We start from the raw sequence: 17,054 nt of genomic DNA, 5'->3' as shown, positions 1-17,054 counted from the left end.
AATAGAAGAAGCCCAGCAACTGCTGGGCTTCTTCGTATGTGCTCTATTATTTGTAAATGCCCTATTGAGATTGAGACTGTGTAAGTCGAATGCTCACCAAACTCGCCACCATTATGGCCAAGTAAAAACTGCCGATAATGGATTCCATAAACACGAAGAACTGAGCAATAGGTAATGCCGGTGATATGTCACCATAACCAACCGTAGTCAATGTGATAAAGCTAAAGTACATCGCATTAAACAAATTGGTTAGCCAGATTTGCTCTTCTAACCCATTAAAGGCGTTGGGAAATATTTCTAAAATCAACAAGTAGATGGTCGACCAAGCAAACCCCAACAACAAGTAAATACAGATCGAGCCGATAATGTGATTGGGTGTTACCGTTTTTGCTTTCATCACCTGTTTTAACGCCGAGTAAATGTGTGAAAACAAGAACACAGCCAACGCCGATAGCGTCACTATCGACAGGTTATAGCCTTCCAAAAACGAAAACACACCAGACACTAATGCCGTAATCAACAACATCCCATACCAAGAGCGATACAAAGCTCGCTCTTTATGGATACCAACAATTGAACTCGCCAGAGTAATGATGATGAGAAATAGTATTGTTTTCTGGCCTTGCGGATAAAACTGCTGCATCACCGCGCAACCAAAAAACAACACCAACAGTGCATAGAATAAGAAGTAGAAGTTGTCGTCTTTAGAGACTGGCTTCATCTATTTTTCCTCTGCCTCTACTGGTTTTTTCTCAGTGTCTTCTTGGTTTTTCTCTTCAAGCCCAAGCCACGCCATCATCAGCTCATAGCTTAAACTCAGTATCACAGCACCAACAAACAGACCAACGATTCCTGACATCGCCATTCCGCCCAACGCACCAAGCAAAATCACCAACATTGGAATGTGAGAGCCACGGCTCAGTAGTACTGGCTTCAAGATAGCGTCACTGCCGCTCACCAAAATACACCACACTAAGAACAAGCTCGCCGCCAGTGTCGATTCAACACTGAACATGTAAATAATGGCAGGTAACAAAGCAAGAATCGGAGGCAACTGAATAATAGCGACCAGTAACACCGCTAGCGCCCACAATGCCGCGGCTGGAACACCCGCGATAACCAAACCAATTGCCGACATGATAGATTGAATCACAGCAACGCCTATCACACCCTGTACAACACTGCGCACGGTTGATTTAGATAACTGCACGAGCTCTACACCTTTGCCATCCGTTAAACGAACCACTAAGTGAGTCACTCCGGTTTGACATTTATCGGCATTACTCATGAACGCACCTGCAATGATGGTTGAGATAATAAATTGGACAAAACCACCACCCAATGAGCCTAAGATCGATGCCATTTTAGAAGCAAATACCTTAAGTTCGTCTGCATACGTGATAAACACGCCCTCTATATTCGAAGAAGCATGGACCAAGGCGGCATAGACTCTTTCACCAACTAATGGGATATCTTGCAAAGATTCTTTGGGTTTCGGCAGAGACAAGGTTCCGTCCTGTAGCCCTGTCATTAGGTCCGAAGCACTGGTGTAAATACCGGAAGAGAGCGCAACTAAAGGAATGAGTAGTAACAGTACTCCGATAAAGCTCAGTAACGCGCTGGCTTTTCCTTTCGACATTCCCGTCTTATTTGAAATGGCGACAGCAACTGGATAGAGCGCAGTTGCAATGATCGCCCCCCAAATAACCAATAGAATGAATGGGCGCAAAATCGAGAAACACCAATACACGAGCATGGCAATCGCTGCGATTTTGATGGCAGCGTCTATCGCCTGTTTTGAAAAATCATCGGTTAACTTCATGAGACGTCCTTGTAAAACATAATTAAGGCTGATTTTGTAGGAACTTCCAATTCCGAGTTTCTAGGAATAAAGAAGCCAAAATCATATAGACTCCAATTAACACTAATTGGAATATGCGTATAAGAGTGTTGCTATCGATGTCGCCTGAGCTCATCAAAGTGCTACCGACAAGTACTAACAACGTACTAAATGCAGTGGCGAAAATCGGCGCTTTTTCGGGAACTGTGTAGATCTTCTTGGCGATCACAATAGCGACCAAGCCTATGAATAAAGAGTAGAAGATAATATTAGGAACAATCGAAAGGATTGAAAAAGCCGCTATCGCGAGCAGTCCCCCGATACCGTTACTTATCACTAGAAAAGCACTCAACTTTATCGACTTCTCTGACGTAATCATCAACGATAACAGCGCAATGAACATCATTGTCAATAAAGCTTCAGATATTTGAAAAATAAAGAAAAAACATACCACTGGATAGGAGATAATCATCGCCCTAAAGGCCGCATACCAACGCTGTTTCTTTTCGAGTGGTGCAGCAGCAAAACCTGAGAACTCCGATTTAGGCTCAGGGAAAAATACATGCACTAACGCAAAGATCATCACTGAAACCACACCAGAAGTTGCTAAGCCAGATGCCAGCATTACCGAAACGCCAGGGTTATCAATCGCCATGAATGGCAACATCAAGACAGCAATCAACAATATGGTGGCGAACAGGTTCCATTTAGGGTCGACAAACAAGTAGTAACCCCAAAGCATCATTAGCCCCACTAAAATCAGCAATGGGATTGGGTAATGGGTAATTCCTCGCGATAGCAATAAACCTAACCCCATAGTCACCACAACTGCCAAGAGCAATTCGTAGACCGTTTCCTTATGAAGATTTGGTTTATCAATTAGGAACTTAGCAGTGAACACTGGCGCCACAAACGCAAGTGGCCAGTTTATCCATGCCGCCAAGAAAACAGCCAACGTGACCCCAACCGTATACCTCAGGATCCGTTGCTGTGTTTGTTGGTCAAGAATCGGCTTATCGGACATAAGACAATACGCTAATCAGACGAATCCATACTTTGCCTATCGCATTGAAAACAAAGTTATCACCGCTATAAACAATCACATCCGCTTGGCCACCCACTCGAAGCATGCCTTGCATCTCATCTCGTTCAAATTCAATAGTGATAGGAAGCATCTGTGTTTGGCGTAACCAACCTGTTTGTTGACTCGCTTGAGCTAGTTTACCAGCTTGATCATTTTGTCCCCAATCGACCCCCCAATCGATACTGCTCACTCGACCCTTCACGATTCGACCCGGAGCAAAATCTAGAGCAACTTCCACTTCATCACCGACCGCGACATTGCCTAAACTATTTTCGCGATAGTAAGCTTCGATCCAGATATCTTCGGTTGAGACAAACGTCATAATGGCTTGCCCCGCAGATGCATAGAAACCTTCTGACAAACTAAAATTAGACACACCCCCTTGAGTTGGCGCTTTGATAACCGTGCGTTCTAGGTTTAATTGAGCTTGCTCTAGGGCCAATAATGCCGCTTTCACTTGGCTGTTTTCTTTGCCCTCTTTACCCATTTGTTGTTTAGCACGTTCCAAATCCGCTTCCGCATTAGTAACACCAGCACGAGCAGTTGCTAGTGCAGCGCGGGCTTGGTCAGCATCCGATTTAGACACGACACCTTTGTCTGCCATTTCCAACACTCGTTTAGCCTGTAATTGAGTGTTTTGCTTCTCAACCAGAGCAGAGGTTAACTTGGCTTGCGCAGAAGCAATGCTCGCAGTCTGAGCACCGACATTCTGCCCTGCGATTTCTAAGTTTTGCTCTGCCTGTTGAACTGCAATTCGATAATCAGACTTATCCAAAACCGCAAGTGTGTCGCCTTGATTAACCAATTGGTTTGGTTGTACTAAAATATCAAGCACCTTGCCCGACACTTCAGGTTTGATAGGAACGATATAACCCTTCACACGTGCGTTATCAGTAATAGGAATAATTCGATCGGCGATAACACTAAATAACAGTGTGAATGCCACAAACCCGAGTAAGTAATTGGTGACCTTTCTTACCTTATCTTTACCATTTTCGGGTTGGCTACTTTCTTCATTGTCGTCTTGCTTGTTCCCTTTGACTTCTGACATGGAACTCCCTTCTCAATAGCTAAAATCAAACAAAATTAATATCTTAAAAATAAACCCGACCATGGAAAACTCAAGTAAATAGGGTTAGATTTACTAAACAAAACACTGTAAATGATATGCACGTCTAATAACGTATAGATACACAAGGATTGTTTGATCATGGCTACTCGCTCTTACCAAGTCCCAGTAATACAAACAAGTTATGCCAAAATCTTAGTGCAAGTGTTCACGGACTATGGCTTAGACCTGTATAAGTTGCTTGAAGACTCAGGCTTGCCGCCCGGCCTCATTGAATCAGAAAGTGACTTTGTGCCGTCTGAATCCATCAAGCGACTGATTTATCTGACTTCGTCACAACTCGGTGTCTCTCGATTTACGGATGTGCTCGGTTTGGCCTTTAAACGACGAATCATCCCATACGTCTTGCATCAGTTTACCGAGTTTGAAACGATTGAGGATTCGTTAAAACACATCAACACCATTTTCTCTTATGATTCTCCCGGTAGTAGAGTCGACTTCATTCAAGAGCATGGTCAGAGTTGGTTCTGCCGAACCGCAACTGAAGATAATTCACCCATGTTCCAATGGGGCGAAGTTTTTGCCATTACCTACATCATCGAATTAATCACCATTCTATCTAAGTCACCTTGGCAACCAACCAAAGTGCGTTTGCAAGGCAATGACACCGACATCGTTAAAACACTGCTTTCCAATCACTGCCAGCTGTTTGTCGGCCATCGCTCTACCGCGGTTCTTATCCCTGATGAGATCTTACAACTACCGATTCGACTCACCGCCAAAGACTTAAGTAACAAGCCGGCGATCATTGAATGGCACACAAGCTTTACTGACAGCGTTTACGAGTTACTCAAACCCTACATGAAGGAGCAAGACCTCTCACTTGAAGAGGCAGCTGAACTCTTAAACTTTTCTGTACGAACATTTCAACGTAAGCTGAAAAACGAAAATACCACCTACCGGAAAATCAAAGAGAACCTGATGTTTTCCGTCGCATGTGAGCTGATGGAAGAAGGCCATACGTTGACTTACATTTCGAGCCAATTGGGTTACACCAATATTTCCCACTTTTCTAGAGCCTTTAAACGAGTCTCCGGTATTACCCCAAAGATTTACCAACGCTCAATTTCGGCTCAGACACGATTATAATTAACCAAGGCAATTGGCTCTGGGCAACTCGGACTAGAACTACATACCCTATTTCGGCCACTGCCCTTGGCACGATAAAGCGCCCTATCCGCACTTCGATAGCTTGCTTCAGGTTTGGCTTGTATTTCAAATTATCACCTTATTGAAGATAGCAGAATAAATGACGAGTGACCTAGGCTTACTAGCCGAATACCTCCGTAAAAATAACGAATAAACAATCAGTTAGTAGCCAAAATAGCATTTACTGACTTAGCAGATTACTGAACTGCGAGATTGGATCTATGCACCAAAAACGCTCGAACATGGTCGTAAATCAGGTTGAATACAAATGCGTAAATGGTAATAAAAATGGTCACGCCGATATCCATCAAAAATGCCTGCCAAATACCGACGTTGAGCAAGTACGCCATCACAGGGATCGTCGCCACCAGCAAGCCAGCCTCAAATAACACGACATGAAAAACACGTAACTTAAGTGAACGCTGTGATTTTTCCCCCGTGAAATGGCGATCAAAAATGCGATTAAAACAGTAGTTCCACATCATCGCGATACTCGCAACAACTATCATGGTTCCTGATAAGGCGTTCACATCATGATCGGTAAATATCGCTAAGCCGACAATGGAAAGTGTTACGGCCAATACTTCAAATAACACAGAGTGAAACACTCTTTCTAACGTACTCATACATTCCTCTAAATAATCTATTACGTGTTGAATTGGTCGAGATTATGTCATCTGAAATAATAAGAGAAAGTTAACAGCCATCACGAATAGTGATAGCCTGAACGTTATTAGCCCATATTGGATTGAGTGAGAGGTAGCATGTACAGTTTTGAGCAATTAAAAGTCTTCGTCACTGTGTGTGAAAGCGGATCTTTTTCAGCGGCAGCGCGCAAGCTGAAACGTGCTCAATCCGGCGTCAGCCAGTCGATCGCCAACCTAGAGATAGCCATCGACCAAGAGCTGTTTAACCGAGAGAAAAACATCCCCGTTTTAACCAACACAGGTAAAGCGTTATTGCCTGTCGCTAAGTCCATTCTTGATCAACAAAAGTACTTCGACCAAAAAGTAGAATCGCTGACACAAGAAGACGAACATGAACTGATCATTGCGGTTGATGAAAGCATTATCGATAAGAATTTCATTAAGATAATCAGCTCGCTAGCCGATCAATTCCCTATCACACACTTCGATATCATTACCACTTCAACATTCGATGTCGAAGACTTAGTGAGACGCGGCAAGGCGCAAGTTGGAATCATCTATGCCGATGGTGAGCTAAAGGTTGATATGGACTTTTTCTTGCTTGGCCAAGCGCGTTTCCTAACTGTCAGTTCGGCTACTCACGAACTGAGCCAATTCCCCGTAGTGCAAGACTCAGACTTAAAGCGTTATCGCCAATGTGTGCATCGCAGTTCGAAACAACGCGAACTATGGTTCACTTACGGCATTAGCTCCATGCTTTGGTATGCCAATAATCATAAGACCATTGTTGATCTCGTTGAACAGAATGTTGGCTGGGCAAATGTGCCTGAAATGATGGTAATGAAAGGGATTGAAAAAGGAGACCTTGTGGCTTTGCCTGTCGCACACGAGCATGGTGGTTGGATAACACCTGTTGGTTGCTTGGTGTCTCGCAGTCACATTAACGGCCCGGTTCTTACTAGCCTCATCGAGACCCTTGAACGGTATTCACTGCAATACAACCAATGGCAAGTAAACTAAAAGCTGATCCATTCTTAGAATCGAGGTTAGTAATGATTACGCCTCGACTACCTCATTTTAGCTTATCTTGCCGATAAATATCTTTGTCGTCTGGATAAAACACCCTAGTTGATGTCCCAAAGTGACATAACTACTATGCGATCCCAACGGGTTTGTCTTTTCGAACGAATATAGACAGTCCCAAATCGCTCTTTAACAACACTGACCCAACTTCAAATCTTCGAAATAAGTGTCCCTGCCCTGCAAGAACTTATGACAGCTTCAAATAGATCACTTTTGAATATTGATTCGCCCCAGTTTATGAGCCCTCTTTGAGTGCTTTTCTATATCTAAATGAACCTTTTGGAAAATTTGTCGTGAACGTTTTAAGAAATATTTGCCCTGAGAAAATGGGTAAAGAGCGTAACAAACGAGAGTATGATTTACGCGTACTTAATTGTGTCAGTGAAAGCGAATATGAATCGCGTATGGCAGTTTGGAATAGTCTAGCTTTGGCTGCTACTCCTTCTGTTTCAGAAACAAAAGGCTTCATCGATGAGGCTTTCAACAAACTGCAGCAAGACTTGAAAGAAGCCAGCCGTGAGTTATCAATTAACTACACGGACTTTATCGCGATGGCGCATGAAGAAATCAATTACATTAAAGTTTTTGTCGCGAATAAAACAGCGCAATACGGTTGGTACACCGCGATCGTTCTTATGATCATCGGCACTGTTGCTCTGTGCGCTCAGTAGACCAAACTGAATATTCAACAGATAATTCTGTACATCCGATAAACTGTTTATGTCCCTTATATGTTTACATAGGTATATAGAATGCCGTGCTTAATAGTTTTCCTTAAAAGCTCAGTCGATAAACATAAGCACACCTCTGTGCTTATGTTTTAACTAGAAAACAAACAGCTAAACGCATTATTTTCTGGTCTAAATACCCTTTCACTCCTCCATTAGGGACAACAGATCCTGCGTTGCTTTTTTCGGGTCTTTTGCGTGACATATCGCAGAGACTAATGCCAACCCATGGATGCCTGTTTGCGTTAACTGAGGGATATTCGATTCGTTGATTCCACCAATACCGACAATCGGCAGCTTCGTTGTCTCCAAAGCCATTTGAATACCTTCATAACCCCAATGCTTTTTTAGATTAGTCTTGGTCGGTGTTGTAAAAAGCGCACTGAGACCAATGTAATCAATCGGCAAATCGTCAGCTTGTTGAAGTTGTTGCTCATCTTCTATCGACAAACCTAGAATCTTATCTGGTCCAATCAACTGACGCGCTATGATTGGTGGCATATCCGATTGACCCAAATGTAAGCCATCGGCATCCACCGCCAATGCAACATCGACTCGGTCATTAATGATCAAAGGTACGTCTGTTCCTGCCAAAATAGACTTAACAGCTTGTGCTCGTTCAATGAACGCTCTTACATCTCCATGCTTTTCTCTTACTTGGACCATGGTGACGCCACCAGCAACTGCTTGTTCAACCACGAACTTGAGCGTATCTAAATCTTGTTGGTCATCCGTTACTAAATAGAGTTTATAAAGGGTCATATCGCACCTTTGGCGTTGAAGTCTAAATTGAGTTGTTACCATTTTACCGACAATTATCATCATGTGCATGGACGTTAATACTAAATTAGCTCAATTAAGCGCGCGCTATTAAATATGCAACCCGTTGAAAATGTGTTGAAAAAACTGAATTACTTAACTAAAGCGTTACTTTTTACACAAACTATTCACTTTGAGTATGCCCGACACACCGTTTTATGAAATACTGCTCTGTGAAAGAATCAGGTCAATATAGGGATAGTTATGCGCCACCTTTCTATAGCGCTCAAGATCAAGCTGGGTTATGCCATCTGCTTGCTCTTTTTCGTCATTTCAGGCTTTGTGAGTTACAAAGGTATCCAAACCTTGTCGAACGGTTTTAGCCAATACAGTGAGCTCAGCCATAAAGCGACATTATCAGGCAACATTCAAGTGCACTTTCTTCAGATGCGTTTAGCCTCTGAACGTTACTTAGAGTCATTGGATGAGCAATACGAAACGAATTATCAATCAAGCAAACTCGCGATTGATGAACTGCTGAACAATCTAATCCAAACCACCACCAATACCGATAGTCTCTCGAGCCTGCAATTAGTGCAAGCCAGCGTTGCAGCTTTTGATTCGGCTTATGGGTCAATGAAACAAAGCCAACTCCTCATTGACCAGTTGGTAAATGTGGAGATGGTCAAAAGGGAAACCAACGCACTGAAAGCTGCTCAGAGCTTGTTGTATGAGTCTTACAACAACAACGATCCAAACGCGAGCTTATACGCCGGTATGTTGATGGAGAATTTCCTCGCCGCCAAGATCACTGTGCTGAGTTACTCAAACAACAACGACCTCAAAACCTATGAGGCCGGTAAAGACATTTTTGAATATGCTCTACCAGGTATCGAAGGTGATATTGAATCTCTTAAATCATCCCCTTATCAAAGTGAACTGATTGAAGATTTCTCTAACCAACGTGAAGCGTACGCGAAAGGTTTTGAGCAAGTTCATCAGCAGATGATTGAGAACACCCAAAGAACCGCTACTCTCGCCTCTATTGGCGATAGCTTAGCTATTTCGGTAGCTGATGCTCAAAGTATTCTCGAACAACAAAAGCAAGCGCTCACGCCGGTACTGCAAGCCAGTGAAAAACGCTCCATTCAAATCATCTTCTTGCTTACAGGAGTGGCTTTGCTTATTGGCATGACAAGCGCGGTTTTGGTGACTCGTTCTATCACCAAAGGTATCGCACAGGTTAAACAGATCACCAATGAGCTTTCTCAAGGCAACCTGAATGTTGAAGTGAACATTGAAAGCAAAAACGAGATTGGCGAACTACTGACCAACATGGAGGTCACCATTGAATCTCTGCGCGATATCGTTGGCCAAGTGAACCGCTCTAGTGTGCGTATTGGTGAGATGTCCGAATCTCTTAATCAAGTGACTAACAACAGCTCGACCAACGCGACACAGTTGAACAATGAAATGATCAATATCTCGTCAGCCGTTGATCAATTGGCTTCGAGCACATCGGAAATTGCTTCAAGTGCTAACCACGCCTCTCAAGTTGCAAATCAAGCGACCGAGAATGTCGCGATGGGACTTAAAGAAGTAGACAAGACACTGCATGAAATTGGCAGCGCCGATGAAAGCATGCAGGTGAGTAGCCAGAAAGTGACAGACCTACACAAAGAGTCGATGAACATTGGTGCCATTCTTGAAGTAATCAAAGGCGTTTCTGAGCAAACCAACCTGTTAGCATTGAATGCGGCTATTGAAGCTGCGCGCGCAGGTGAACAAGGTCGCGGGTTTGCCGTCGTAGCTGATGAAGTAAGAACGCTTGCTAAGCGCACCCAAGATTCTGCTAGCCAGATTGATGAACTCATCACATCGCTGCAGCGTGGCGCTAAAGATGCGTTAGAGTCGATTAAGGAGAGCCACAGCACGGTTTCCGATGCTTCAACTCAGGCACAGCAGGCTTCTCAGAACTTGCATGTGATTAACCAACACATTCAAGATTTAAATCAAGCCAATAGCCAAATCGCGGTATCGGTTGATGAGCAAGATCGTCTAACCAAGTCACTCGGTGAGAACGCGCAAGGTGCAAACACCATCGCGCAAAGTAACCAAGAGTCGGTAAGCAGCATTTCAGGTGCAGCGAGCGACTTAACCGAGGTTGCTCATCACCTAGAGAGCCAAGTGAATCGATTTAGAACCTAGCAAGCTAGTCTATACACAGCTCCAAACCAATAATAAAAAGCCCCCAGCACATAAGTATCGGGGGCTTTTCTTTATCTAAAGAGTTTTAAGTTAGGCTTCTAACTTGTGGCTTACAGTTAGATTAACCCTACTGAATCTTCAAACGTTGAATCAGAGTCTCTTCGTCTAACTGATATAGCTCATCAAGCAAGTTCATTTGTAAGCTACCCGGGCCGCGTGAGTTTTCAGCCGCGATTTCACCAACCACGCCCAATATCGCCGCAGCCGCTAAACCACTGTCATCACCAACAGCAGCAAATGCGCCCGTCAAGGCCGTTAAGGTACAGCCCATGCCCGTTACAAACGGCATCATTGGATGACCATTGTTTAACATCACAACACTGTCTTTGGTGACAACGTAATCTGTCTCACCAGAAATTACCACATTTGCACCGTATTCAGCCACTAAGCACTGTGCAGCGCCTAATGCGGCATCACTGCTATCCAGCGCATCAACGCCTTTGCTCTGTGCTTGCTCACCCGCTAGCGCAATGATCTCAGACGCGTTACCACGAATGATTAGCTTATTGGCTAAACGTGCAATTTCACGAGAAGTCTCAGTACGCAGCGTACTTGCGCCACAACCTACAGGGTCAAGGACCACAACCTTGTTGTTCGCATTCGCTTGTTCAACCGCGAAGCGCATTCTTGGCGTCCAAACACTATCAAGCGTGCCGATGTTAATCACCAAAGCGCCAGAGAATGACATCATCTCAGCCAGTTCTTGCTGTGAGTGCGCCATGATAGGTGAAGCACCAATCGCCAATAAAGCATTCGCCGTATTGTTCATCACGACGTAGTTGGTGATGTTCACAACCAATGGTTTTTGCTCTCGTACTGCGCGCAGTGATTGGATGATTTGTTCAGTTAGCATGGATTAATCCTTATTCGTGAAAGCCGCTGTTGAGTCATTAAGTGCATTCAGACCTTGCTGCCAGAAAGCCACTTCCATACGCGTTGCCGTTTTAAAGATATGAACGATACTTTGACCACGCTCGCTGTTGATATCAATTTCAGCAAGCAGCTGATTAAAGTACTCCGCGCCTGTAGCCACACCTGATTGGAACTCTTCGCCGCCATACAGTTGCAGCCAGCTTGCGTATGGGTTGCCTTCCCAAACGGTATCGCTGCTTTCTAACAGCGCTTTACCGATCACAGCGTAACCAATTGAACACGGAGCCAGTGCCGCATAAAGATCGACAAGATCACCCGTCATACCCGCGTCTAGAACGTAGCGTGTGTAAGCGACTGTGCCGAAATCTTCAGGTTCGTTTTCTAGGTCAGATTCCGTTAAGCCCCACTGACCACAGTAAGTCACGTGGTGAGATATTTCAGAATCTAGCAGAGCATGAACACTTGGCAATGCACGGCGCATATCAGCCAAGGTTTTCGCCTTGTAAATCGCCAACGCATAAGCGCGAGCATATTGCTTCAAGAACAGAAAATCTTGTTTCAAATAATGCAGGAAACACGGCTGAGCGAGTGTGCCGTTCGCCAGCGTTTTAACAAAATCATGCTCTGTGTAGTCTTGCCAATCTTGCTGACAGGCTTGGATTAAGTCTTGGTATTTCATGAGATTCCTTAGTCAAAAGTCGGTACGTAGTCAGCGGCTTTTGGTAGTGATTTGATAATGCCTTTGTCGAACATGAACTGTGCGTAATCGTCGTAACGTTTCAGGTCAACCGCTGAAGGGCGAAGTGCAAAACGAGTCAGCGTGTCGTTCCATGCGCGTTGGTTAAGCTCGTTGTTCAGCGTATCAGGTGAATACGCAACAAACTCGCTCCATGACTCTTGTGGGTGGTTAACAATGTAAGTGGTTGCTTGTTCCAATGCTTTGTTGAACGCTTTGATCGCTTCATCATCATGTTGCTTTGCGTTCGCAACAAAGATAAGCTCATCGTAAGCAGGAACACCGTGCTCTTCTGGGAAGAATGCTTTTGCTTTAAAGCCTTCAAGAGCTAACTGGTTGGTCTCGAAGTTACGTAAGCCACCCCAGATTGCATCTACCTTCCCTGATGCCAATGAAGACGACAGTGCCCAACCAACATTGATGGTTTGCACGTCTGTAAACTCAACGCTTTCTTGAGCCAGCATGGTGCCAATAGTCGCTTCTTCGTTACCAGCAATCGCAATACCAATCTTCTTGCCTTTCAGATCCGCTAGCGTATCGTTCTTGCCGTTATCCAATACCATTAGTGTATTTAGTGGCGTCGCGATAAGGGTTGATGCACGAACTAAAGGAAGACCCGCTGCCACATCCATGGTTAAACTTGGTTGGTAAGTTACCGCTAAATCGACCTTACCTGCCGCGACCAATTTTGCTGGTGTGCTTGGGTCTGCTGGCTCTTGAATTTCAACATCTAGACCTTGGTCAGCAAAGTAGCCACGCTCTTGAGCGATCACAATCGGGCCATGGTTCGGGTTCACAAACCAGTCCAACATCAGTGTCAGTTTCTTTTGTTCAGAGTCCGCTAGAGCATGACCTGACACTAGCGAAGCAAGCAGTGCCACTGCACCTACCAATTTGGTGTTTTTCATAGTTAACCTTTCCTTTTGAATATTATTATTGTGTTTATAGAGCTAGTTTTTAACGACGTTTTGTTTAGATAAATAGCGTTGAGCGAAGCCTTATTAAACAAAGTGTTATTGATCAAGCCATCACTGGTTCTCCCAAGGGATGGCTTTTTTGAGTAACTTATCTGTGATGAAATAGAGCGAGATAGACAGCACCGCCAAGATAAATAAGGCCGCAAACATCTCATCAATGATCATGCGCGCATTGGCTTGTAGCATTAAGTAACCTAAACCTTCACTGGAGCCTACCCACTCACCGACGACTGCGCCTATTGGGGCTATCACCACCGCTACACGAATGCCAGACGCCAATGTTGGCAATGCAGCAGGAAGTTGGATATAGCGGAGCAATTTCCATTTCGATGCACCCATCGTCTTAGCAAGATCAAGATAACCTGTCGGTGTATTACGCAGACCGTCGTAACAGCAAGTGGTCACAGGGAAGAAGATAATGATCGCCGCCATCACCACTTTTGAAGCGATGCCATAGCCAAGCCAAAGCATAAGTACTGGCGCAATCGCAAATACAGGAATCGCTTGGCTAGCAATCAAGATAGGCAATAGCCAACGCTTCAACGGGTCAAACATCAACATCTGCAAGGCGAAAAACAGCCCCATGGATAAACCGAGCAATAGACCAAGTAAGATCTCTTGCGCAGTCACCCAAGTGTGTTTGAGTAACACATCGTAGCGTTCAATCAGCTTGAGGGAGACTTCTGCGGGAGCTGGCAGAATGAAGCTTGGCATCTCGAATATAATTACCACCATTTGCCACAAACCAAGAATCACAGCACTGCTAATAAGCAAACGCATAACAGGATTCATCTGGCGAGGACGCGCTGTGCTAGCCTGCGCGTTAGTTGAACTTTCTTCCATTGAGTTTTCTATCTTGGAGCTATCAGTAGCTTCACTTCGAGTTAGTTCATTCATAATCACGCTCCAACTGTTCTAAGATCGCTTGTTGTAGCTCGGCACACTCACCATCTAACACTCGTGGCGTTGACGTGTGAGGCACAGATAAAGAGTGAGCACTCGTAGGCGTGCCTTGCAACACATACAAGTTATCCGCCAGACGCACCGCTTCTTGTGGATCATGAGTGATCAACACAACGGTTTTACCCCTTAACAGTTCACACGCTAAACTTTGCAGCTTGTGTCTCGTTACCGCATCCAGCGCAGAGAAAGGCTCATCCATCAGCACGACTGGCTTGTCTTGCATTAAGGTTCGAGCCAAAGCAACACGCTGACGCATACCACCAGACAATTGATCCGGCATAGCATCCGCGTAATCAGCCAGACCAACAGAAATCAGTAGCTCTAACGCCTGATTTTTATGCTCGATATTTTTATGCTTATCTGCGGAATTTTGAAAGCGATGGCTCAAACACACGTTGTCGATAACCGATAGCCATGGCAGTAACAAATCTTGCTGCGCCATGTAAGCGATGCGATCGGTAAGAGGCAATTCATCAGACGTTGCCAATGTGCCCTGCCATTCCACCTTGTCGTCCAACAAGCCTGCCAGATAACGCAATACCGTGGTTTTTCCGCAGCCACTGCGACCAAGTAACACTGTCCACTTGCCTGCTTTTAAGCTCAATGACAGTCCAGATAAGGTCGCGTGCTCGCTATCTCGGTAACGCAGAGTCGCATTACTGAGTTGAACGCCAATCGTATTAACGGACATTACCGTGCCCAACGAAGAAGTGATTTACAGGGCCGTGACCTTGACCAACTTGAAGTTCGTCGGCGTGAGCAATTGCTCGTGAAATGTATTGTTTACCTAGGTCGACAGCCTCTGGAAGTTTGTTGCCTTGAGCCAAGAAAGAAGCAATAGCGGAAGAGAGCGTGCAGCCCGTTCCATGAGTGTTTTTGGTAGGAAAACGCTTCGCGCTAATCAGAGCAGATGTGGTTGGCAGAATCAGTAAGTCGTTACTGTTTTCATCTTTCTCCAGGTGGCCGCCTTTCAAGAGAACCGCTTTAGCACCTAGTGCGCGTAAATCTTCAATCATGCCCTGCATTTCAGCTTCGCTTTCAGGTACCGGCTTGCCTGTTAATGCCGCGCCTTCAGGTAAATTAGGTGTGATGATGTCTGCCAGCGGAATCAGCTCTTGTTTCAGTGTAGTAATTGCTGAGTTTTCTAAAAGAAGATCACCACTGGTTGCGACCATTACAGGGTCAATCACTAAGTGTTTAGGTTGGTACTGCTTAATTTTATCAGCGACGACTTTGATGATTTGCGAATCGGCCAACATGCCGACTTTTACTGCCACGATATTGAGATCAGTAAAAACCGCATCTAACTGGCTAGCAACATGGTCGAGTGGAATAGGCAAAATGGCGGAAACGCCTTGGGTATTCTGAGAGGTAATTGCGGTAATTACCGAACAAGCGAAGCTACCCGTTGCAGACATGGCTTTAATATCAGCTTGAATGCCCGCGCCACCACCACTGTCAGAACCAGCGATCGTCAATACAATCGGAGTGTTTGTTCGAATCGAACCATCAGCAGAGTGCTGTGAAACTGAGGCTTTTAGCGTTAAATCTTTTGAATTAGAACTGTGTGTCATTGTCGCTCCTACTATCTTACAAGACGTAGGAGAACGAACACCGATCGAAGGAGAAGTCGCAATAAACACATGAAAGTTTTCATGGGTGCAGACGCAGATCAAGTGCTTATAGTTCCCTACGCCAGTGTTAACTGAATCAGGTTCAACGGGTCTCGATTAACGATCTCAGCAAACACCAAATAAGGTATATGCCCCCCGACTATTGATAGCGATAGTAACAGCACTCTCACAACTGAGATACTGATTTTATTCAATTATAAGAATTACACATGAAAAAATTTCAATTAGGCAAAACAAAACAAATACTTATAACGTTCCTTTAGATGGCTTCGACTGTATAAACAAGCACAACACAATCAGAGACATACCTAACCAGCCTGTAAAAGGAATCAGCTCACCGACAACACAGACGGCAAGCACCGCTGCAACTACTGGTTCAAACAGAGTCAGCAGATTGGCGCTACTCGCGGTCACGTGGCGTAAACCAAAACTGAACGCGATATAGCCCAAGCATTGTGGGATTAACGTCAGATAACTGATGACTAATACGTTAATCTGCGAGGAAAACAGGTTCTCCCCCGTAAACCAGAGCGTTGGCAGCAACAGCATCGCACCCAGGCCAAAAATACTGCCCATCGCCGCTTGTGACTTAATCCCTTTGTCGATCAGTGCTTTGGTCGCCCAAGAATAAATGGCGTAACACAACCCAGCGAGCAAACCTAAAGCAATACCGAACAGCTTGAGATCATCACCGGATTCATTCGTCGATGAAGATTCTGAAAACACCAACAACCCAATACCCACCACACCAATCGCAAAGCTAGTGAGCCAACGTTTGTTGATATTATTCTTTTTGCTAATAAGACACTCTAACAGAGCAGAAAAGAAAGGTGCGGTAGCAATCGAAACCACTGTACCAATCGCCACGCCAGATAATTTCATTGAAGAATAGAAAGCTAAAGGATAGATCGCTAAAGCCAAAGCGCTCACTGCCAACAACTTCTTGTTCTGCAAAAGCTTGTCGAAAGCGAATAGGATTTTTCGATACGCCAATCCCGCTTGCATTAGGCCACCGACGCCCATAGAGAAAGCACCAATCGCTAATGGGCTTAGATCAGGCGCAAAACTTGCGGCGGTGCCTGTCGTGCCCCATAAAATAGAAGCAAACAAGATGGCTAAAGTGCCCGTTTGGAATTCGTTAACGCGATTGATGGCAAGATTCATTTCTATTACCCAATTTTCAG

At 44.7% G+C, this 17,054-nt stretch carries 16 protein-coding genes, 1 pseudogene and 1 riboswitch; of the genes and pseudogenes, 4 read left to right on the top strand and 13 right to left on the bottom strand.

Going from position 1 to position 17,054, the window contains the following annotated elements; translation table 11 throughout:
- Positions 1-61: 61 nt before the first annotated feature.
- Genes SJY39_RS17465 through SJY39_RS17450 form a run of 4 tightly spaced genes read right to left on the bottom strand, consistent with a single transcriptional unit; the run spans position 62 to position 3,975 of the window.
- Positions 62-721, bottom strand: coding sequence for a potassium channel family protein (locus tag SJY39_RS17465; RefSeq protein ID WP_016796765.1), 660 nt, complete (start codon positions 719-721; stop codon positions 62-64).
- A complete protein-coding gene (locus SJY39_RS17460; protein ID WP_016793015.1) occupies positions 722-1,822 on the bottom strand; it encodes an AI-2E family transporter in 1,101 nt (366 codons plus the stop codon).
- 22 nt (positions 1,823-1,844) lie between these two features.
- Positions 1,845-2,864 (bottom strand): DUF2955 domain-containing protein, encoded by a 1,020-nt coding sequence (locus SJY39_RS17455; RefSeq protein WP_016793016.1) that lies wholly within the window; start codon positions 2,862-2,864, stop codon positions 1,845-1,847.
- On the bottom strand, positions 2,854-3,975 hold the full coding sequence (locus tag SJY39_RS17450; protein ID WP_016793017.1) for an HlyD family secretion protein: 1,122 nt from the start codon (positions 3,973-3,975) through the stop codon (positions 2,854-2,856). The genes SJY39_RS17455 and SJY39_RS17450 overlap by 11 nt, the downstream gene beginning before the upstream one ends.
- Before the next feature lie 159 nt (positions 3,976-4,134).
- On the opposite strand from SJY39_RS17450, the gene SJY39_RS17445 reads away from it, so the two are divergent.
- Positions 4,135-5,142, top strand: coding sequence for an AraC family transcriptional regulator (locus SJY39_RS17445; RefSeq protein WP_016788038.1), 1,008 nt, complete (start codon positions 4,135-4,137; stop codon positions 5,140-5,142).
- 257 nt (positions 5,143-5,399) lie between these two features.
- Here the strand turns inward: SJY39_RS17445 and SJY39_RS17440 are convergent, their stop codons facing one another.
- On the bottom strand, positions 5,400-5,828 hold the full coding sequence (locus tag SJY39_RS17440; protein ID WP_016785403.1) for a PACE efflux transporter: 429 nt from the start codon (positions 5,826-5,828) through the stop codon (positions 5,400-5,402).
- A gap of 138 nt (positions 5,829-5,966) precedes the next feature.
- Here SJY39_RS17440 and SJY39_RS17435 point away from each other — a divergent pair, with 138 nt between their 5' ends.
- Positions 5,967-6,869, top strand: coding sequence for a LysR family transcriptional regulator (locus SJY39_RS17435; RefSeq protein WP_016793019.1), 903 nt, complete (start codon positions 5,967-5,969; stop codon positions 6,867-6,869).
- 389 nt (positions 6,870-7,258) lie between these two features.
- Positions 7,259-7,603, top strand: coding sequence for a hypothetical protein (locus SJY39_RS17430; protein ID WP_010430509.1), 345 nt, complete (start codon positions 7,259-7,261; stop codon positions 7,601-7,603).
- Between the two features lie 201 nt (positions 7,604-7,804).
- Here the strand turns inward: SJY39_RS17430 and thiE are convergent, their stop codons facing one another.
- On the bottom strand, positions 7,805-8,422 hold the full coding sequence (gene thiE, locus SJY39_RS17425) for a thiamine phosphate synthase (protein WP_010430512.1): 618 nt from the start codon (positions 8,420-8,422) through the stop codon (positions 7,805-7,807).
- Positions 8,423-8,683: 261 nt separating this feature from the next.
- Here thiE and SJY39_RS17420 point away from each other — a divergent pair, with 261 nt between their 5' ends.
- Positions 8,684-10,627 (top strand): methyl-accepting chemotaxis protein, encoded by a 1,944-nt coding sequence (locus tag SJY39_RS17420; protein WP_016793020.1) that lies wholly within the window; start codon positions 8,684-8,686, stop codon positions 10,625-10,627.
- Between the two features lie 127 nt (positions 10,628-10,754).
- Here SJY39_RS17420 and thiM read toward each other — a convergent pair whose 3' ends face one another.
- From thiM to SJY39_RS17385, 7 genes and pseudogenes are all read right to left on the bottom strand, one after another.
- Positions 10,755-11,540 (bottom strand): hydroxyethylthiazole kinase, encoded by a 786-nt coding sequence (thiM, locus tag SJY39_RS17415; protein ID WP_010430518.1) that lies wholly within the window; start codon positions 11,538-11,540, stop codon positions 10,755-10,757.
- 3 nt (positions 11,541-11,543) lie between these two features.
- The gene (tenA, locus tag SJY39_RS17410; RefSeq protein WP_016768299.1) at positions 11,544-12,239 is read right to left on the bottom strand and encodes a thiaminase II; all 696 of its coding nucleotides are present in this window, start codon (positions 12,237-12,239) and stop codon (positions 11,544-11,546) included.
- An 8-nt stretch (positions 12,240-12,247) separates the two neighbouring features.
- Complete coding sequence (locus SJY39_RS17405; protein ID WP_010430522.1) at positions 12,248-13,204, bottom strand: ABC transporter substrate-binding protein; 957 nt, start codon at positions 13,202-13,204, stop codon at positions 12,248-12,250.
- 120 nt (positions 13,205-13,324) lie between these two features.
- Positions 13,325-14,059 (bottom strand): annotated as a pseudogene (locus SJY39_RS17400) (ABC transporter permease); the annotation flags it as partial.
- 103 nt (positions 14,060-14,162) lie between these two features.
- Positions 14,163-14,927, bottom strand: coding sequence for an ABC transporter ATP-binding protein (locus tag SJY39_RS17395; RefSeq protein ID WP_016768297.1), 765 nt, complete (start codon positions 14,925-14,927; stop codon positions 14,163-14,165).
- The gene (thiD, locus tag SJY39_RS17390; protein WP_010430528.1) at positions 14,917-15,810 is read right to left on the bottom strand and encodes a bifunctional hydroxymethylpyrimidine kinase/phosphomethylpyrimidine kinase; all 894 of its coding nucleotides are present in this window, start codon (positions 15,808-15,810) and stop codon (positions 14,917-14,919) included. Before thiD ends, SJY39_RS17395 begins: the two co-directional genes overlap by 11 nt.
- A gap of 96 nt (positions 15,811-15,906) precedes the next feature.
- A riboswitch (TPP riboswitch) is annotated at positions 15,907-16,018 on the bottom strand.
- A 98-nt stretch (positions 16,019-16,116) separates the two neighbouring features.
- Positions 16,117-17,034, bottom strand: a complete 918-nt coding sequence (locus SJY39_RS17385; RefSeq protein ID WP_016789045.1) for a DMT family transporter — start codon at positions 17,032-17,034, stop codon at positions 16,117-16,119.
- Between the last annotated feature and the right edge of the window lie 20 nt (positions 17,035-17,054).

It is taken from the genome of Vibrio sp. R78045 (assembly GCF_042466085.1).
Taxonomy (GTDB): Bacteria; Pseudomonadota; Gammaproteobacteria; order Enterobacterales; family Vibrionaceae; genus Vibrio; species Vibrio cyclitrophicus.
The sequence above is the reverse complement of the archived record's forward strand: the minus strand, read 5'-3'. Positions and strand labels throughout refer to the sequence as shown.